At 69.2% G+C, this 18,307-nt stretch carries 13 protein-coding genes, 1 tRNA gene and 3 pseudogenes; 9 read left to right on the top strand and 8 right to left on the bottom strand.

What is annotated here, in order from left to right:
- From ACWD10_RS10920 to ACWD10_RS10930, 3 genes and pseudogenes are all read right to left on the bottom strand, one after another.
- Positions 1–1,785, bottom strand: a pseudogene (locus tag ACWD10_RS10920) (hypothetical protein); the annotation flags it as partial.
- A gap of 15 nt (positions 1,786–1,800) precedes the next feature.
- Positions 1,801–2,151 (bottom strand): helix-turn-helix domain-containing protein, encoded by a 351-nt coding sequence (locus tag ACWD10_RS10925; protein WP_451089288.1) that lies wholly within the window; start codon positions 2,149–2,151, stop codon positions 1,801–1,803.
- A gap of 4 nt (positions 2,152–2,155) precedes the next feature.
- On the bottom strand, positions 2,156–3,295 hold the full coding sequence (locus ACWD10_RS10930) for a tyrosine-type recombinase/integrase (RefSeq protein WP_451089677.1): 1,140 nt from the start codon (positions 3,293–3,295) through the stop codon (positions 2,156–2,158).
- 607 nt (positions 3,296–3,902) lie between these two features.
- Between ACWD10_RS10930 and ACWD10_RS10935 the strand changes: the two genes are divergently transcribed.
- Positions 3,903–5,045, top strand: coding sequence for a DUF6183 family protein (locus ACWD10_RS10935; protein ID WP_451089290.1), 1,143 nt, complete (start codon positions 3,903–3,905; stop codon positions 5,043–5,045).
- A gap of 89 nt (positions 5,046–5,134) precedes the next feature.
- Here ACWD10_RS10935 and ACWD10_RS10940 read toward each other — a convergent pair whose 3' ends face one another.
- Positions 5,135–5,464, bottom strand: a complete 330-nt coding sequence (locus tag ACWD10_RS10940) for a hypothetical protein (RefSeq protein WP_451089292.1) — start codon at positions 5,462–5,464, stop codon at positions 5,135–5,137.
- 963 nt (positions 5,465–6,427) lie between these two features.
- On the opposite strand from ACWD10_RS10940, the gene ACWD10_RS10945 reads away from it, so the two are divergent.
- Positions 6,428–6,501: transfer RNA gene (locus ACWD10_RS10945), tRNA-Trp, on the top strand.
- 394 nt (positions 6,502–6,895) lie between these two features.
- On the opposite strand, the pseudogene ACWD10_RS10950 reads toward ACWD10_RS10945, so the two are convergent.
- Positions 6,896–7,150: pseudogene (locus ACWD10_RS10950) on the bottom strand (transposase family protein); the annotation flags it as partial.
- 257 nt (positions 7,151–7,407) lie between these two features.
- On the bottom strand, positions 7,408–9,810 hold the full coding sequence (locus tag ACWD10_RS10955; protein ID WP_451089294.1) for a hypothetical protein: 2,403 nt from the start codon (positions 9,808–9,810) through the stop codon (positions 7,408–7,410).
- A 204-nt stretch (positions 9,811–10,014) separates the two neighbouring features.
- Between ACWD10_RS10955 and ACWD10_RS10960 the strand changes: the two genes are divergently transcribed.
- A complete protein-coding gene (locus ACWD10_RS10960; protein ID WP_451089296.1) occupies positions 10,015–10,560 on the top strand; it encodes a hypothetical protein in 546 nt (181 codons plus the stop codon).
- Between the two features lie 572 nt (positions 10,561–11,132).
- Here ACWD10_RS10960 and ACWD10_RS10965 read toward each other — a convergent pair.
- Complete coding sequence (locus ACWD10_RS10965) at positions 11,133–11,309, bottom strand: hypothetical protein (protein ID WP_451089297.1); 177 nt, start codon at positions 11,307–11,309, stop codon at positions 11,133–11,135.
- On the bottom strand, positions 11,306–11,590 hold the full coding sequence (locus ACWD10_RS10970; RefSeq protein ID WP_451089299.1) for a hypothetical protein: 285 nt from the start codon (positions 11,588–11,590) through the stop codon (positions 11,306–11,308). The genes ACWD10_RS10965 and ACWD10_RS10970 overlap by 4 nt, the downstream gene beginning before the upstream one ends.
- 259 nt (positions 11,591–11,849) lie before the next feature.
- Here ACWD10_RS10970 and ACWD10_RS10975 point away from each other — a divergent pair, with 259 nt between their 5' ends.
- The 6 genes and pseudogenes from ACWD10_RS10975 to ACWD10_RS11000 all read left to right on the top strand — a co-directional run bounded on the left by ACWD10_RS10975 (position 11,850) and on the right by ACWD10_RS11000 (position 18,284).
- Entirely contained in the window at positions 11,850–12,437 is a 588-nt protein-coding gene (locus ACWD10_RS10975) for a GNAT family N-acetyltransferase (RefSeq protein WP_451089301.1), read from the top strand.
- 51 nt (positions 12,438–12,488) lie between these two features.
- Complete coding sequence (locus tag ACWD10_RS10980) at positions 12,489–12,803, top strand: hypothetical protein (protein WP_451089303.1); 315 nt, start codon at positions 12,489–12,491, stop codon at positions 12,801–12,803.
- Between the two features lie 79 nt (positions 12,804–12,882).
- Entirely contained in the window at positions 12,883–14,340 is a 1,458-nt protein-coding gene (locus tag ACWD10_RS10985; protein ID WP_451089305.1) for a hypothetical protein, read from the top strand.
- A 107-nt stretch (positions 14,341–14,447) separates the two neighbouring features.
- Positions 14,448–15,704, top strand: coding sequence for an AAA family ATPase (locus tag ACWD10_RS10990; protein WP_451089307.1), 1,257 nt, complete (start codon positions 14,448–14,450; stop codon positions 15,702–15,704).
- 32 nt (positions 15,705–15,736) lie between these two features.
- Positions 15,737–17,042, top strand: a pseudogene (locus ACWD10_RS10995) (vWA domain-containing protein).
- A 573-nt stretch (positions 17,043–17,615) separates the two neighbouring features.
- On the top strand, positions 17,616–18,284 hold the full coding sequence (locus tag ACWD10_RS11000) for a helix-turn-helix transcriptional regulator (protein WP_451089309.1): 669 nt from the start codon (positions 17,616–17,618) through the stop codon (positions 18,282–18,284).
- Positions 18,285–18,307: the final 23 nt, after the last annotated feature.

An 18,307-nucleotide genomic window follows, 5' to 3' on the forward strand; every position in this document is an offset into this window, starting at 1 on the left:
ACCGATCGAGGCGGTGCAGAGGTTGAACTTGCCGACGTTGACGGTGTTGAGGGCGGCGTCGAAGGCGGCGCGGCCGGTGTGCAGGACGTCCTCGACGTGCTTCTTCGTGATCTCCCGTGGGTCGCCGATGCCGGCCGCCTCCCAGGCCCGCAGGGTGGGGGCCACGTCGCGGACGTATCGGTTGATGGTCTCCGAGCTGCGGGGCAGGCTCGGCTTGCTCCCCTGGCCGGTCAGCACGTCGATCCAGGCGTGCACTGCGTCGCCGAACGCCTTGGGCAGCCGGTCCGCGATCCTGCGGGCCGCGGCGATCTGCCCGTCGACCGGCTCCTCGGCAGCCAGGAGGCCGCGGCGTCGCAGGTAGTTGACGACGCGGGCGCCTTGGTGGTTCGAGCTGAGGGAGGCCACCAACCTCACGTCCTTCTCGTGGATCGGTGCGTCGGCTCCGAGGTGGGCGACCAGGACCCGCAGGGTGCGGGTGCTGCCGCTCATCTGCGCCACTGTCCAGCCGCGTTGCTCGATGTAGGTGACGAAGTCGGCCATCACCGCCTCCGCCTTCGCGGTGAGCGCGGGAAGTTCGGCTTCGTCGAGCCGTCCCCAGTCCCGTGGCGGGGTGGGGAACAGCTCCAGCTGCCCGGGGTCGACGAGCTGGGTGGAGACGGGGCGGGCCGCTCTCTCGGCGGCCTGCGCGAGCTTGCGCTTGGACTCGAAGCGGCCCTTGCGGCGGGTTCCCGGGTAGCGGGCTTCGAGCGTCCGCAGCTGCGGGGCAGCCTCCCGACCGAGCCACAACTGATCGCCGCCGGCCAGGGCGATCCCGGCGAAGTCGATCTCGCTCTCCATGGTCACCACCCGGCAGAACCGGCAGAGGCCGTCGGACTCGGCGATCGGAAGGCCGCGGTGACAACGGCGGCATTCGCCAGTGCCGCGGTGCAGGTAGGACCAGTGGCGACAGCCCAGGCAGACCGTGAGCCCATCGTTGGCCCAGGCGAAGCAGTGTCCGCAGCTGCCGTAGTCGAGTTCGTCGGCCGGAACGAGCCGGGGCCGTTTGGGCGCCAGCAGCCCGGCCCGCCGCAATGCCTCGCCGACGGTGGGCTGCATGGTCGGCAGCTGCTGGACCAGCTCCGGGCGGACCTGCCGTTCGCCGGGCTCGCGGGCGGCCAGCGCGAGCCGGGCAAGGTTCCAGGTCATCCGGGACCAGGACGCGGCCGTGACACCCCGCTCGTCGGCGATCTTCCTCAACTCGTCGATTACGTGCGGGAGATCGGGGATCTCGCGGTCGTGGATGCGCCCGCCGTCGTACTTCGTGAAGGTCCGCCGCGGTGCGGGGAACAGTCCGAGTTGTCCGGGCATCTGTGGTGGGCAGATCCGCGGGTCGTCCCGCACCGGCGACGGACACAACTCCCTCACCCATGGCGGGATCTTCTGCCTCGCCATCGGTTGGTCGTGTCTCCGCAGCGGGTTCGCCTCGGGCGGGGTGACGCCGGCCAGGGAGAAGGTCAGCTGCCGGGGCCTGCCCGGCGGCAGGTAGCCGCGGCGGACCTCGGACCACATCCAGTCCTCGTCCTGGCCCGCGCGAACAGCCAGCAGACAGGCCCGGCAGGTGCCGTCCTGGGCGACCGGCTGAGGGTAGCCGCAGCGGCGGCAGGTGCCCAGGTAGCGGCCGTGGGTGCCGTTGTTCACCCAGATCCGCAGTCGCCCGCAGGGCGGGCAGAGCCAGTGCATGGTCACCTCGCCCCAGCTCGCGCAGTACTCGCAGGAGCCGGCCGGGGGCCGTTGCCGCCGTGCCATCGCATCGTCCCCCGGTCAGTTCGGCGGCATCGAGCGGCGTCGGCCGTTGCTGCCCGGCTTGGGGACCGGCCGTGCCGGGCCGTTCGGCCCGGCCTCGGCGCCGCCTGCGGCGGCCCGCCGTTCGGTTTCGCGGCCGCCGTCGGCCACCTCGACCGGTTCGGCCTCCATCAGGTCCGCGACCGTGCAGTCCAGCGCGGTGCAGATCATGTCGAGGTCGTCGAGGCGGACGGTGATCGGCTTGTTCGACCACAAGGCGGCGACCTTGCTCAGCGAGGGCGTGAAACCCACCTCGGCGAAGGCGGCCTGCAACTGGGTGGGGCGCCAGATGTCACGCCGGGCGGCGACCCAGCGCAGGTTCCACTTCATCGGATCACGACTCCATGCTCAGCCGGCGAACCGCTCGCCGGGAGGACTCCAGGCTCTGCCGTTCCGGGTCGCCTTTGGCGGTCGCGAGATACCCGACCGTTGTTGTCGCCCAGGTATGGCCCAACAAGACCTGCACGTCCCACAACGGCATGCCCGACTCGTAGTTGTGGGTCGCGCAAGCGTGCCGCAGCAGGTGCGGGAACAACTCGGTGACCGACCCCTTCAGGTGCTGCTGGGAGGCGGTCTTCAAGGCCCGGCGGAAGGTGTCCGGCAGCACCGCCGGGGCGATCGGCATGTTCAGCACGGCGATCGCCTTCGGCAATCGCTCGGAGGGGAACAACGGGGCGTGCGGATCGCTCGCGTCGTCGCGGAACTCGCCGCGGATCTCCTCGACGTACCACCACAGAAGTTCACGGCCGTCCTGGAACAGAAACGCCTCGCGTTCGCGCGGTCCCGAGCCGTTGGCGCCCTTGCCGTGGACGAGGAAGCGGCCCCACTGGCCGTTCTCCCAGTGGACGTCGCCGATCCGCACCGCGCAGAGTTCAGAGGCCCGCACTCCAGAGATGTAGGTGAGCTTGGACATCACGTAGTTCCTGGCGGCGACCGGATACTTCCGCTCGGTCGGCAGTGCGTCCCGCCAGGAGGCGAAGAACTCCTTCATCGCCCGCGCGGACGGCGGGATCCTCAGCCCGAAGTCGCCGCGGTGCCGGGGCCGGTTGAACGGGTCGATTGGCGACTCCACCGCGGCCCCGAACCGCCGCAGGATCTCGCCCGCGTAGCGCTGTTCGAGGAAGGCGAAGTAGCTGTCGATCTTCGTCAGCTTCGACCGCATGGTCGCGTGCCGGCCCGGCTTGCCCGGCCCGGCGAAGTACCGGTCCAGGTCCCGCGAGGTCAGCCGCCAGGGCACGACGTCGTAGAACGAGCAGACCTCCAGCACCGGCGCCACCAGCGTCTGAAGCGTCTTCGCCGACAGCCCCGCCACGTCCCTCGCCCAGCAGTACTCGGCGAGCGTGTCCTGGAACAGGGCCCTTTCATCCGCCGGCGTGGACGTCTCGAACGCCTGCCGTTGCAGCGTGAGCACGTCGGCGAGCCCGGCTTCCTGCCGGGGTTCGTCCTGTACACCCGTGCCCTTCTCTCCCGCGATGAGTGAGAAGCGACGTGTCCCGGAATCCGCCACGAGCCAGCAAATTACGGGCCGATCTCCAGGAATCTGCCAGTAACAGTGAGAACCTCACACGATCGTGTGGACCACGCCCATAGCGCTGCAGCCAGCACAAACAGCGGATACGTACGTACGGAAGCTGTACGGGAACCCGTCGGATCTCCAGTTCCGTGCACGGCATCGGGGACCGGGACGTCGCCGGCGCCCCGTCCTTCTCCAGCATCGTCGACCGGCTCGCCGACGTGCTCCACAGCAGGCGCGTGGTCATCTACCACGCGCCGTACCACGTCGGGCGCCTGCGGCATGAACGCACCGGATCGAACGACACCGCGCCAACGGCGGGGCGGCCCCGGCGGCGCCGGAGGATCCTCCAGGCGACTCCTCGACCTCAGCCGCCGTAAGGGCGCTGAGCGCCCGCCTCACGCGACAGCAGCAGGCTTACCACGCAGAGGTCGAGAGGCTTCGCAAGGCCCTGGAGGCGGCCCACGGCGAGAACCTCGACCTGCGCAGGCGTCTGGCCCGCTACGAGGCCGACCTAGGCCGCAAAAAGTGCATGACCCTCCGATCAGCCCTCCTTTAGGCTCACGACGTGAGCGACCGGATACAGAAGATCGTTACGCAACTGCCCGACCTGAAGAGCGTTACCAATGTGTGGGACACGGCCGAGCGAAGCCTTGCCAAGGGCGATTCCGCGTTCGTGGCCGACCTCGGCATCGCTTTGGCGAACCGGTACGGTTCCTCCGCTGCTCAGGTCTGGCAGTACCGCAGCGTTCTCGATCGTTGCCTACGTCTACTGACCACCACCCCAGGTCAGGAACATGTCGAGCAGGCGTTGCGGCTCGTGTCCACCGCCGCGTCCACCCATCGGAAGCTGGCCCGGTACGCGGCGTCACTGCTTGCTGCGGGCCAGACCCCGGAGAACCTGACCACGGTCTTCGCGGGCGGCAGCTCACGTGTCGGCGCCTCGGAGGAGCTCCGGATGTGCCTCGTCCACGAGCTGGTGCTCAGAGGCGTGACGCTCGGGGAGATGCCGGAAATCGAGGGGTGGGCCAGGTCACCGCACTGGCGCCATCATCCGCTCGGATGGCTGCCGCTGGAACTCTCCGCACTTGAGGAGACGCCGCCCCTGCCGAGTTACTCAGTGGGCGGGGGCAGCTACTCGATGCCCTACGGGCCGCAGGACGGCTCCGGCGTCACGCTGAGCAGCGTCACGCACGTTCCCTCGGCGACCGAGACGACAACGGAGACATTCAGCTCGGCTGTCGCTGCGGCTGTGGGCAACTGGGTCGATGAGTCCAACGGGCGCATCGAGGCCAGAACGTACGACCTTGCCGAGCCGGTCGAGACGGGCGGTCTTCCCGACCTGCTGGTGACGCTGGGCCTGGAGTGCCTGAGAGGGGTGGGTCCGCGCAAACGCTTCGCGCTCTCCTCCTGTCAGCCGGATCACGTTTGGCGCATGCTCTTCGCGGCGGCATCGACAGGCGGGGCGTACAACCATGGCGAGTACGGCGCATACGGGCGACTTGCCGCCTGGCGGTCCCTCGCTGCCCTGTCCGGCGCAACCGCTGAGGCACCGCCCGGTGAGGTGGAGCGGGAGGCCCAGGCATGCGGCTGGTACAGCTTCGGGGCCGCCACGAAGTGGTTCGAGCGCGTTGCCTGGGACATAGGGCTGGTCGCTGTTGCCCCGGGGTATCGACGGCTCGCGGTCCTGGCCGCCACGGACACGGACTGACCGTGACAGGTAATCCGTAACCTGTCCCATCAGACTCAGTGGAAGGTCGGCGGTATGTCGCTGACGCTTTGAACTGCAGAAATGCTGACTCAGGCCGTCGCAGGTACGGATACGAGGTGGTCGATGTCCAGGGCTCGGGCGTGGTCGACGTAGGTGTCGTCGTACCAGCTGTACCAGCGGCCGCCGTTGAGGGTGCAGCGGCCGGTGACGGTCGGGGCCTCGACGGCTTCCTCCAGAAGTACCTCGGATCGTGTGCTGCAGCCGTCGTGATCGGCGTCGATCCAGTGACGGAACAGATCCCGGTCGTAGCCGGTGCGGTCCTCGTCGGCCACAGGGAGTGCCGCGACAGCGGAACGGAGCCGGAAGCTGATGCTCTCGGCGTGGGCCGGAGAAGCGGCGGTGAGCACACTGATGGCCATAACTCCCGCCAAAAGCAAGCGCATTGGAATCTTCACGACGTGGGGCATGCCCACACACAGAAGGGCATGACGCGCCACTTGGGCGACGCCACACCGGAGAGTGAATTGTCAGACGACGCTATTCGGGTTTGCCCGCCGAAGGGGCGATGCCGGTGCCGTCATCTCCCGGCTTGAAGGAGATGGCCGCTCACCCCAATCCCCTTCGACATCACCGAGCAGCCACACCACGCCCCGGCCAGCCAGCAACCCATGCCTGCGACTCCCGCCTGGCGCATCGTCTCGAGGGCGAGACCCGCTGTAGGCAGCGGAGCGGCATGCTTCAGCAACCCCGCTGCCTGAGCTGCTCACCAGCGAACGACTCGGTCAGGGTCCGCAGCTGCTTCGCCGTGACGCCGGAGGCGATCGCGTCGCTGTCGCCTTGAAGGTGACCGCCTCGCCCCTGCATCGGGCCGTCACCGTGCCGGGCAGGCGTCGCCCCTCGCCGTCGTACCGGAGACGTTTTCCCCAGTCCCCGTACCAGGCACCCAACATCACTTTCGGATAGCGGGACTTTGCGCCCCAGTGGAGATCGCACCGTACGGCGTGCGAGGCCCGGGTACCACTGACCGAGACCCGCGCCCGTGTGGGCAGATCCGCGTGAGCCATCCAATTGCAGGGGGTAGCCGCTGCTTTGTTCGGGGCCACCGGCTGGGGCTCGCGATACACCTTGCCCGTCGGCGGCTTCAGCGGCTTGGCGCCGCAACCGAGTCTGCGGGATGCCTCGTTGGCCGGGACACCGCTGACTTCACGAGCTCGGGCGGGGCCGGTTCGCCGGACCAGGCCCAGCTCTTCTCCACCGGGGAAGAAGGCGTGCAGTGTCAGCCAGTTTGGCGAGCCCCAGTCCACCACGAGCCACTGACAACCGCGGTGCTCTACCCGCCAGTTCAGTCCCCGGCCTCGGGCAGCTAAACTCACGCGTCAAGGTGGGGCGTAGCGCAGTGGTCGTCGCGCCGGTCTCCAAAACTGTGAGGACGCCGGTTCGAATCCGGCCGTCCCACCCCACCTCAGGTTCACCTCCGCTCGCGCGGAGACCACACTTCCTGACCTGCTCTTCTATCGCGGCATTGCCCTTTCTTTGCCATCCCTTTGGAAGGCGACGAGTGTGAGGCCGTCGAAGTCTCTCGGGGTCCGGCGTCGTGTTCCTGCGGTGCGGAGTTCGAAGCCTGTTCATTGAAGCCCCGCCATCTTGAAGTCGCAGGTCATCGGGGTGGCACGGCGTCGTGTCGGGATGCTCGTGCTGGTCGTGGGCGGAGTCTGCGCTCTTGATCGTCTGTCAGGGTGTGACTTCGTGGTTCGAGAGGACCAGCAGGGCGCGCAGAAGGTCGGTGGCGCGGGCGGGGTCGGTGCACTCGGCCGTCAGCAGTCGCCCGGAGCCGTCGCTGGTGGTGGTGGTATTGGCGGTGTTCTGCTTCCTCTGCCGGATACGAACGCCTTGCGGCCCGCCCGTCCGGCCATGGGCCGCTGTACTTGCACCTCGGTGCCGTCGATACGGAGGTTCACGCCCTCGGCCTCGGCGTAGGCGAAGACGTCGGCCAGGGTCCGCAGCCGCACGCCGGGCCGCTGCGGGACGGCAAGGCCACGCAGCGCCAGCAGGGGACGGACCTCGTGGATCGCGCGGGTGACGGTGGGCCGACCCACCCCGTGCAGCTCGGCCGGCGCCGCGTGAGGCAACCGAGGACCGCAACGCCGAGGCCACTGCCGCCCTACACGCCTCCATGGCATGTAGGGCCCACGTGTTCCCCGGCTCGACCATCCGCCGGCCGCGGCGGGAAGTTCTGGACTGCGTCACCACCGGAGAGGACAACTGACCGGGCCGCGGCGGCCCTGAGCATGCGAGAGGCCCCCTCCCCAGCGTAAGCAGCAGGGAGGGGGCCTCTTCGCGTAGCTGTAGCTACGGGTTGAACTCAGCTGGTGGTGGTGTCCGCCTTACGGCGGCGCATCCACCACGTCAGCGCTCCGCCTGCCGCGACGGCGGCGGCGGCGATGGCGCTGATCAGGCCGACCGGGGTATCCGATCCGGTGTCGGCGAGGTCGCCGTCAGGGTCCTTCGCCGGGGGCTGGGTGGGCTTGCCGGTGTCACCGGGGCCCGGGGTGGTGGGATCCGGCGCCGGAGTCGACGGGGCGTCGGTCGGCGTCGGCTTCCCCGTGTCCGTGGGGGTCGGCGTGGGGGTGGGGTCGGGCTTGCCGTCGTCGGTCTTCGCGGCCCCGTTCCCACCGAGGAACGTCACATCGGCATCCCGCGCGGAGGTCTGCGCCCGCACGCTGTCCTTCGTGGTCTGGGGAAGGCGCCGGTGTTGGAGCTGGAATTCCACGGGGGTGATGTTGCGCTTGGGGGCCTTGGAGAAGTCGACGCCGCCGACGAAGAAGGTGTAGACGCGTCCGTCGCCGAGGGGCCATTCGTACGTGAAGTCGCCCTTGGTGAAGGACTTCTCCATCTCCTTCCATACGGTGCGCTTGTCCCAGTCGGCGTTCTCACCCCGCAGCGGCCACCGCTTGAGATTGTTGCTGTTGATGATGGGCCGGAAGTCGGTGGCCTTCTTGGCGTCCTGCTGCCGGATCCACTCGGCGGCTACCCGGGACTTGTAGACGCGGCGCAGGTCGGCGTACTTCTTCTCGGTGTTGATCTGCTTCTCAACGTGCGGAACGAGGTAGCGGGTGATCAGCCGGTGGCTGCGCTCCTTCTCCGCCTTGGTGAGCTTCTTCGAACAGTCCTCGCCCTGCACGGGGGTGTCGAAGTCCATCGCCGCGTGGTTGACCTTGAGCGGGGCGTCGAGGATGTAGATGCCGCCGTCCTGCTCGCGGACCTTCGCCCGGCCGGGAACGATCCAGTTGCGGCCGGATCCCCAGCACGGCACCCCGTCAACCTTGGGGGTGGCGTTCATGAACTCTTTGCCGGGGGACTTCTTGGGGTCCATGGCGCGGGAGAAGTCCCGCTTCATCTCCATGTCGGCTTCGAGGAGGACGCGTCCGGCGTCGGTCTCCCCGAACCCCTTATCCATGATCTTGTCCGGCTGATCCGGATTCAGGTTCACCCACTGCCTGTCGGGGGTGAGGGCCAGCCACGTGAACAGGGCGTCCGAGGCCAGCTCAAGTTTCGCTTGCCCACCCCAGCCGGGATTGTTGTCCTCGTCGGGCATGAAGTCGGCCTTCATGCTGTAGTCCAGCCCCTCGCCCTTGACGGGGCTGCCGACGTACTGGAGCTCCAAGGTGGAGAAGTCGACGCCGCCGGGGCCGCGGCCGAGGACACCGCGGGTGTTCATCTGGTTGTGCTGGTTCTGGATCTGCCGCGCCTGCGCCGGGTTCTTCCCGGAGCCGTAGGCGATGGAGTTGATCGGGCCCTGGGTGCCGGTGTTCGGCCGCGGATTGAACACCGGGTAGGACTTGGTGTACTTCGTCTGCGGCCACAGCCCCTTCGCCGTCGCCCGCCGCTCCGCGATCCGGATCGGGTTGTTGCCCGACCCTCGTTCGGCGCGGAGCTTGGCGTTCTCCGCCTTGTACTCCTTGGTGGTGGCCCCGTTGGGCTTCTCCCCGGCGAACATGGTGAACTTCGACTTCGTGAAGTCGTACTTCGCGTCCTTGTGGCGAAGGATGATCTTGTCGTTCTTGAACTGGCCGGTCTTCCGCTTGCCGTCGGCCTTGAACTCGCCCAGGTCGCCGGTGCGCTGGTTGTAGGCGTCGTAACGCCGGGAGGCGATCTTGTTGCCGTCCTTGTCGAAGATCTCGACCTTCACTTCGCACAGCCAGTCCGGGCCGACGAGGTTGAAGTTCTGGACGGTCTTCCGCTCGAAAACGCCGCCCTTCTCCCGGGAGTGCTGGGCGCCGATCAGGTTCTGCGGCACCCACTTTTTGAATGCCTTCGGGGACGGCTTGTCCTCGGCGTAGCGGGCGTAGCGCGCCCAGATCGCGCGCTTCATGTCCTCCGGGTTCTTCGACGCCCGGTAGGCCGCATCCCACTTCTTGACGTCCGCGTCGGTGTTGCCGACCTTGTCCAGGTCGGCCGCGGTGGGTGCGGGAACGTTCTCGAAGCCCTTGAACTCCAGGTTGAAGTAATACTCTTCGTCCGGACCGCCCTTGGTCCAATGGTGCTGGCCGGTGGGGGCTCCGGAGTTGTTCGGGGTGCGGGGGAACGTCTTGCCGAGGTGCATTTTGTCGCACCGTCCGCCGGACGTGACCTTGGCGTAGTCGCCGGGCGCTGCGTTCGCGGTGGCGGGGAAGCCGACGAGCATCATCCCGGCCGCCGAGGCGACCGCGAGGCAGGAAGCCAGGCGCCGCCGGAGCCGGGTACGGATGGGTATCTGTGTTCTCATGCGTGTCCCTGGTCATGGGGCCACGGGACTTACGTGGCGCGGGCGGGCAGCTGGTTGGGGCCCCGTGTCAGTCTTTCGCCGACCGTCCGGCCAACACACTAGAGGCTCCCAACGCCTCGCGTACAAAGGGTTGTTGAGCGAGTCGGGTGTCAACTTGGCAGCACTGCAATGGTGGTGTCAGTGGTGTCTACTACCGTCGACGGCATGACCGAACCTGACGAGACGTACGACCCGACCCGGCACCCCGACCTGCTCAGGTGGCTGGGTGAGCGCCGGCACGCCCACGAAAGGTGGGCCGAACAGACCTCGTTCGCGGGCGCGCTGGACTTCACCCCGGCCTCCTTGGGAATCCTGGACGATCTGATCCGGGAAACCGCGAACAGCATGGAGGAGGTCACCGACCAGCGCATGACGCCCTTCATCCAGGGCGCGATCTGGTACGTGGGAGAGGTGTTCTGCCGCCACCAAAAGATGGTGTGGAAGTACATCCCCGACATCGTTACCGGGGAGCTTGAGCCGTTCTTCAACACGGCCAGGAAGGTCGCCGCGCTCGATCACCCCTGCGTCGGCGCTCCCGGCGATCCGGAAAGCTACCTGTACCCGCTGAACATGCTCCGCCGGATCCTCCTCACTGAGGACGAGGTCGGCAACCCGGTCGAAGAAACACTGTCGTCGATCTTCGCCAATCCCTTCGACGAGGACGACGAAGACGACGGCGAGGAGCTGGACCCGACCGGCGGTTGGGGATGACCCCGGCCCGCACGCCGACGGTTGCGGCCTCGCCGTTCCCGCAGAACCGACTCGCACCGCGCCGTCCAGGGACCGGCCAGCTCCTCGAGCAAATCCCGAGATGTGCACGATCAAGGCCGCAGAAGGCAGGATGAGACAGGGCCGCGCGTGCCGAGAAGGACGTCACGATCCGCTCAACCCGCGCCCGTCGTCACGTCACAGACCCGGCTCCTGTATATGCCCCGGGGCCGTCATAGGCTCCTGTCCATGCGTGCGCACCTGAATCAGTGAAGCCCCGCCATTTTGAAGTCGCAGGTCATCGGGGTGGCATGGCGTCGTGTCGGGGGATGCTCGTGCTGGTCGTGGGCGGCAGTATGCGCTCTGCCCAGGCGGCAGGGCACGCCAGCGCGAGCCGATCTTCGTGAGGTGACGCTCAGCAGGCCGGTGCAGTGTTCGTTGGTTTTCCGGGACACCGGCAGACGGGACTGGTAGACAGGGAAGCCGGTGTCCCCGGCAGGCTTGTTGATCCTCTTCGGGCACACGTCGAGCCAACGATCGCCGAGGGCACGCCAGTTACGGGTACGACCCCGTACCTACGGCGTGATCTGGAAGCGCCCGTCGGGCAGTTTGTGCAGCCAGCCCCGCCCGGCGAGCTTGCTCAACTTGCCGCGTAGCGGCTCCAGCCGACCCGTCACCTCGACCTCGAGGCCCAGCTCGACGCCGACGTCCTTGACCCGGGCCGGGCCACCGGCATCCCGCACGATCTTCATAAGCCGCTGGTGGTCCGGTGGCAGGATGTCCTCGCCCGCGCCCGGCTCACGGTGCGGGACCAACAGCACGCCCCGCCCGCCCACTTGAACGTTTCCGCCTGCGCCGACGGCTTTTCCGTGTCCAGCTGGGCATACATCCGTTCCCACACGCGCATCGCCACCACGAGTTCCTCGCGCTCGGCACGGACCGCATCAAGCCGTTCGGCCAGGAGTTTCTCCTCCTCATCGAGCTCCGGCCGGCGAGCCGCGACGCGTTCGGCGACCTCGTTGATCTCCGTCATCCCGCGCGCCTACGAACCCGTACACCTCCGCGACCTGGAAACGAACAGACCGGCCTTGACCGCCGCCTGACGATCAAGTGCGCAGACTGCCGCCCGCGCCCCGCGCGAGTATCCCGACACGACGCCATGCCACCCCGATGACCTGCGACTTCAAGATGGCGGGGTTTGAATGCCCTGGCGGTTCCCGGGCGGGCACGTCATCGCGGGGCCTCACCAAGGACGACGGGGCGTACGCGGGCCGACCGACCACCGCGTCAAGATGATCTCCGTCTACGGGAAGATTGCTTGTGTGAGTCTTGCCCAGCTGGTGATGCCGACCGCCGCTCCGTCATTCGGGAACGTACGCCTCCGAGCCTTTGAGGAACGCGATGTGGGCATGCTCATGGACCTGTCGACCGATGCATACGTGCCCAAGACCGGCTCGCTGCCTGGCAACGCCAGCCGCCAGGAAGCCCTCGCATACATCGAGCGGCAGATCAGCCATCTCCGCACCGGGACTGGCTACTCCTTCTGCGTGGCGGACAAGGACACCGATGAGGCGCTCGGGACGGCTGGTCTGTACCTCGCACCCATCGCCGCGGGCCGGGCTACAGCGGGATACTCCGTCGCGCCTCGCTCCCGGGGTCGCAAGGTCGCGAGTCACGCGCTCACCGCGCTGACACGGTTTGCCTGGTCCATACCGGAGCTCTATCGCATCGAGCTCTACATAGAGCCATGGAATATGGCTTCCTTGCGCACGGCTGAACTCGCAGGATTTGAGCGCGAGGGGCTGCTGCGAAGCCATCAGGAGATCGGCGGCAAGCGCGTGGACATGCTCCTGCATGCCGAGATCAGACCGACAACGTGACCGAATGACAAGTTGGCCCGGAGGCCCAGGACGTTCTTCCGGTTCGGCCCGATGCAGGACCACTTCCTCGGACGCTCCACCAACGCGATGGGGCCGAGGACACCCGTTCTCGGTTGTGAATGCGGTGCGTGGGGATGCTGGCCGCTCACTACCCGGATCGCCGCGACAGCCGACCTCGTGACCTGGGACGCCTTCGAGCAACCGCACCGCAAGACCCGCGACTATGTGGCATTCGGTCCGATCCCATTCGACCGTCACCCATACGATGACGCCTTGCGGGCCCTGTGCGCGGTGTTCGTCTCCGACGTCGACGACACGCGCGCATCAGCGCTACCGGGCGCGGCCTACTGGACTGACAGATCGTGACTGCGGTGTTTATGATGCTGACGATGATGAACTTCTCCTCGTACGGATTGGGGGACTCGTTCGCACAAGGTGAGTGCTGATGGCACATCACTTCGCGAACGGGATTCCGGCCCGACTGTTGATGTGGCAGCGCGTACGCGAGTACGCCGTGCCACTGTCCATGAACGAGACCGCGACCGCACGGCGTGTGGCCGGTGACTGGGCGGGGGCCTGCGCCGCCGCCTGGATCGACGTCGATCTCGATCTGCGCGCCGTGCGCAACCGCCACGGCACCGATCTCGCAACCCGCCTCCGTGCGGATCTGCGCCGGTTGGCACCGGATCTGCTGCGTTGGCACATGCCTCGGATCGCCCCCGACGGGCGGCTCCGCCCCGGCCTCACCCTCTCCCTGACCCGTTATCGGGGTTCCGGTGCCACCGCGCTGCATCTGGTGGTGCGGACGCCGCCGGCCTGGGCGGACGCCGGACAGCGGATGGCTCTGTCCCTGTGGGAGGAGTCCAGGAACAGCGCGCCCGCGCACCATCCACACCCGCATCCCGACCGGCGTTTCCGGCTCGACCTGCATCGGCATCTCTGGGACGCCGGGCGGAGCGGGGAACTGGCGCGGCGGTGCGGGGCGGGCAGGGCACCCGGCGAGCCGGTTCCGTCCTCTGTTGGCCACGACTCCTCGTGGGCGGTGGCCAGTTGGGCCACCGAGGCCGAGTTGCTGTTGCGGGCCGAGGGTCGCCCTCGCGGAGCCTTCACCGTACGACTCGGTGCGCGTGACCGTGCCGTGCTCGAACTCGTCGCCCCCGACGACAGTCATGTCCCCACGTTCCGGAGGATGTCGGAGGAACTGCCGCCGCAGGAAGTCGCGGTACTTCCGGTGCTGCCGGAGGCGGCGGCCCGCGTCCTGCCGGATCTGGAGCTGCTGCGGGCCGGGCTGGTCACGGCCGATCGGCTGCATCCACTCGTCGCCACAGCATTGACAACGTGCGGCTCGATGGCGACGTCCGGCTCGGCGCTCGCGGCCGACCCCGCCGCCGGTCCGGGCGATCCGCACCGGGTGGAGTGCCGGGGCGAGGTCCATCGGATCGCGCTGCGGGACGGGGTGCTGACAGCCATCGATCACGACCCGGCCCAACTGCGCCGGGAGGAGCTGCTGGCGGCGCTCGGCGGTCCGCCGCTGCCCTGTCTACGGGCGATCGACACGGTGCACCGCAATCCGGAGGCACTACCGGCGGTCCGGGAGCGGCTCGGCCACGGAGACGTCGCCGGGGCGCTGGCTGTGGTCGAGAGGCTCCTCGGTCCCGGTGCCGTGCTGCGCGACGGACCGCTCCGGGAGGAACTGGAGTCGGCCGTGGCCCGCCGCATCGACCACGGGCTCTACCGCTCGGGGCTGATCGTCGGCCACCCCGGCGCCGGTGCCGCAAGAAACGCCTCGGGCTCGGGGCACGCGGAGGCGGGCCATCGGCCCCGGCTCGACCGCCGTACGCCTCTCGCGGTGCGCCGCAAGCGGAGCAGCCGGGCCCGGCCCCGTACCGGTCAGGCCTGCTGACCGGGCGCCTGCCCACGACCCAAGTCCCCTGCCCGCACCGGGCGTTTTCACGACATCCGGGACGAGCTGTCCCCGCCCTGTTCCCTTCTCCCACCCAGGTGATGCCCATGACTTCCAGCGCCCTTCTGCCCGTCGCCCCCCTCGGAACCAGCACTCAACTCGCCCTCGCCGACGACCTCCTGGCACTGCTGCGGACGACCACCACCGAACCGCGCCCCGACGACCAGCTCGAAGCGCTCACCCTGGCCGTCGCGGCCGACCTGCCCGTGCTGCTCTGGGGTGAGCCGGGCATCGGCAAGACCGCGGCCCTGACGCAGCTCGCCGACTCCCTCGATCTGCCGCTGACGACCGTGATCGCCAGCGTCCACGAGCCGACCGACTTCTCCGGGCTGCCCATCGTGGGTGACGACCCGGCGGTGCAGGGCGTGCCGATGGCCCCGCCGCAGTGGGCCGTGGAGCTCGTACGAGCCGGGCGGGGCCTGCTCTTCCTGGACGAACTCTCCACCGCCACCCCGGCCGTTCAGGCCGCGCTGCTCCGGGTCGTCCTTGAGCGGAGGGTCGGTGCCCTGCAACTGCCGCCGGGGGTACGGATCGTGGCCGCCGCCAACCCGCGCGCGTCGGCGGCGGACGGGTGGGAGCTGAGCCCGCCGCTGGCCAACCGGTTCGTGCATCTGCACTGGGTGCACGACCGCGACGTGGTGGTGCGGGGGCTTGGCGGGGTCTGGCCCCGGGCCGAGCTGCCTCGCCTGGAACCTGAGCGGCTGCCGGAGGCGGTGGCTCTCGCCCGGCGCGCGGTCTGCGGCTTCCTCAAAGCCCGGCCCACGCTGATCCACCGGCTGCCCAGCACCGAGACGCGGCGCGGGGGCGCCTGGCCCTCGCCGCGGAGCTGGGAGGCCGCGTTGACCCTGCTGGCCTTCGGCACGGCGGCCTCTGTCTCCCGTGAGGTCCTTGCGCTGCTGGTACGGGGCGCGGTGGGCGACGGGCCGGGGCTCGAACTCCTTGCCCATCTGGACCGGATGGACCTGCCGGACCCGGAGTCGCTGCTGGCTGATCCGGCCGCCGCCGAGCTGCCCATGCGGGGCGATCTGCGTCAGGCCGCGCTGGAGGCGGTGGTGGCCGCCGTCGGGGCGCGGCCGCAGCGGGAGCGCTGGGAGGCAGGCTGGGCCGTGCTGGTCCGTGCCCTGGAGACCGGAGCCCCCGATCTGCTGGTCGCCCCCGCCACGGCACTGGCCGCGCTGCGGCGCGACGACTGGGAGGTGCCGGAGGCGGTGGAACGGCTGGCCGGGGTCATCGGCATCGCCCAGCGGGCGGACCGGTCGGTGGCGCGGACCCCGGGCGGGCACACGCAGGGGGCGCGCCGATGACGGGGGTCACGAAGCGGCCGCTGCCGCGCCCGATGCCCCCGCCCCCGGCGCCGCGCCCGGTGCGGGCCACTCTCCCGAAGCCGCCGGTCGGTTCCGGCGACCCGGCCGGCGGGCCCGGACTCCCGCTGGACTGGGACAAGTTGCTCGCCGCCCGGCTGCACGCGGTGCAGGTGCGCCCCTACCTGGCCGCCGCGCTCTTCGCGCTGCATGTGGTGGAGGACCGGTCCGTGCCGACGATGGCGGTCGACGCGCACTGGCGCTGCTACGTCTCCCCCGGCTTCGTGGCGCGCGTCCCCGTGGAGGAGCTGGCGGGCGTCTGGGTGCACGAGGTCTCTCATCTGCTGCGCGATCACCACGGGCGGAGCGAGCGCTACGCGCGGGAGAACGAGGAGCACGGGCCGGGCGAGCGGCTGCGGCGGAACATCGCCGCCGACTTCGAGATCAACGACGACATCTACGGCGACGGCCTGCCTCGGCCCACCGGGGCGGTGCGCCCGTCGCTGCTGCGGCTGCCCGACGGGCTGCTGATGGAGGAGTACCTGCGGAGGGCGTCGATGTCCGGGCTCACCGCCGACCTGGCCTGGCTGGACTGCGGCAGCGGTGCCGACGGACAGGAACGGCCGTGGGAGCTGGGGCCCGCCGGGGCCCACGGGCTGACCAGGCAGCAGCGGGACGCGGTGCGTTTCCGGGTCGCCGAGGGGATCAAAGCCCGGCCGGGCGACGCTCCGGAGGGGTGGCGCCGATGGGCGGACGAAGCGTTCCATCCGCCGCAGCCGTGGCGGCAGTTGCTGGGGGCGGCCATCCGCTCGGCGGTGGGTGCGTCAGGGGTGGGCGAGAGCCACAGCTACCGGCGTCCGTCCCGGCGGTCGGGCCGCCACCCCCGGAGTGCTTCTGCCGGGCCTGCGCCGTACCCCGCCCCGGGTCTGCGTCGTGATCGACACCTCCGGGTCGGTGAGCGACGCCGAGCTGGGCAGTGCACTGCTCGAAGTGGCGGCCATTTCGCAGGCGGTGGGCGGGCGGCGCGACCTGGTCTCGGTGGTCACCTGCGACGCGGCGGCCGGAGTCGCCGTACCGCTCTGCCGCGCCGAGAACATCGAGCTGATCGGCGGCGGGGGAACGGATCTGCGCTCCGGTTTCGCCCGGGCACTCCGCTCCGGGCCCGGTCCGGACGTGATCGTCGCCCTGACGGACGGCCAGACACCCTGGCCCTCCACGCAGCCGCCCTGCCGCACGGTCGTCGGTCTCTTCCCGCGCCATGGCGGCGCCGCGGACGAGAAGAACCCCGAGTACATGCCGGACACCCCGCCGTCGTGGGCACGTGTCGTCACCATCGGTTGAGCAGGCGCAGAACCGCCACCCTCAGCGCGTCGAGGGTGGGCGGGTCCTGTTCAGCGGGTCCTGTTCAGCGGGTCCTGTTTGTCGACCCCCTTGCCGGTCAGCAGGTCCTCGCCCGCGAGGTCGCCGAAGCCTGCGACGGTCATATGGGCAGCGACAGAAGACGGACCGGCCCGTGAGGCCACGACGCGGTGTCACTGAGGGGCAGCCACCTGGCAGGTACGGGGAGCCAAGAAGCTGACCGGCATCGTGCCCCACCCGCACGGAGGCTTTTGGGTTGCGGACGAAGGGATCGACGCTGTCCGGTGCTTCCTGTACGCAAAGTAGCCCCCGCTCCAGGCCGTGGCGTGGCCGGATTCCGGGGCTGGGCAGGGGAGTTGGGGCTTCCTTCCTTGGCCGGTTTCCGGTGGGTCGGGGGTGTTTGTTTGTGAACGAGGGGAAACGCCTGCACGAACCACTCTTCTTTTCGCATGCGAATGTGCGAGCCTTTGTGGTGCGGCTCGTGTCCGGTGTTGTTGTCTTCCGTGAGGTCTGTTCGGCACGTCGAGTTGGGGGAGAGAGTTGGGCGAAAAAGGGTTGAGCAGTCCGTTACGCAGCACGGGGCGCGGTCTGGGGCCCGTGCCCCGCGTACCCGTGGTCGTGCATTCAGAGGATCCCATCTCCCGGGCGGGGACGGTCAGTCAGTTGCGGCCGCATCCGGAGATCGACCTTCGCGACGCGACCGAGACGGCCGTCCCCGGGACCGTGGCCATGCTGATCGACGAGACTCCGGACGAGAGCACGCTCGCGCGCCTGCGCAGACTCGTTCGCGGTGAGGGCGCCCAAGTCGTCCTGGTCGTACGGAACTTGCGTGAGGCCGAACTCCTTGAGGTCATCGAGTGCGGTGTGGGTGCGGTGGTCTGGCGTCATGAAGCCACCGAGCAGCGGCTGTTGCAGGCCGTGCTCGCGGCCTCGCGGGGCGAGGGCGATCTGCCCGCCGATCTGCTCGGTCGGCTCCTGCGCCGGGTCGGCACCATGCAGCGCTCCGCCGCTCAGCAGTCCAGCGCTCCCGTCACGGGCCTGGTGCCGCGCGAGGTCGACGTCCTGCGCCTGGTCGCGGACGGCCTGGACACGGCGGAGATCGCGGCCAAGCTCGCGTACTCCGAACGTACCGTCAAGAACGTCATGCACGGCATGACCACCCGCCTGCACTTACGCAACCGCGCGCACGCCGTGGCGTACGCCCTGCGCGAGGGCTACATCTGACCCGAGGACACGGCGCATCGGCG

The sequence above is a fragment of the Streptomyces sp. NPDC002851 genome, from assembly GCF_053591935.1.

What these genes read in the sequence shown, in the direction of transcription:
- ACWD10_RS10965 (WP_451089297.1), bottom strand. Translation starts at nt 11,309, where the DNA reads ATGAAGATCGTGCGGGATGCCGGTGGCCCGGCCCGGGTCAAGGACGTC.
- ACWD10_RS10975 (WP_451089301.1), top strand. Translation starts at nt 11,850, where the DNA reads ATGATCTCCGTCTACGGGAAGATTGCTTGTGTGAGTCTTGCCCAGCTG.
- ACWD10_RS10990 (WP_451089307.1), top strand. Translation starts at nt 14,448, where the DNA reads ATGACTTCCAGCGCCCTTCTGCCCGTCGCCCCCCTCGGAACCAGCACT.
- ACWD10_RS10970 (WP_451089299.1), bottom strand. Translation starts at nt 11,590, where the DNA reads ATGACGGAGATCAACGAGGTCGCCGAACGCGTCGCGGCTCGCCGGCCG.
- ACWD10_RS10940 (WP_451089292.1), bottom strand. Translation starts at nt 5,464, where the DNA reads ATGGCCATCAGTGTGCTCACCGCCGCTTCTCCGGCCCACGCCGAGAGC.
- ACWD10_RS10955 (WP_451089294.1), bottom strand. Translation starts at nt 9,810, where the DNA reads ATGAGAACACAGATACCCATCCGTACCCGGCTCCGGCGGCGCCTGGCT.
- ACWD10_RS10925 (WP_451089288.1), bottom strand. Translation starts at nt 2,151, where the DNA reads ATGAAGTGGAACCTGCGCTGGGTCGCCGCCCGGCGTGACATCTGGCGC.
- ACWD10_RS10960 (WP_451089296.1), top strand. Translation starts at nt 10,015, where the DNA reads ATGACCGAACCTGACGAGACGTACGACCCGACCCGGCACCCCGACCTG.
- ACWD10_RS10980 (WP_451089303.1), top strand. Translation starts at nt 12,489, where the DNA reads ATGCAGGACCACTTCCTCGGACGCTCCACCAACGCGATGGGGCCGAGG.
- ACWD10_RS10985 (WP_451089305.1), top strand. Translation starts at nt 12,883, where the DNA reads ATGGCACATCACTTCGCGAACGGGATTCCGGCCCGACTGTTGATGTGG.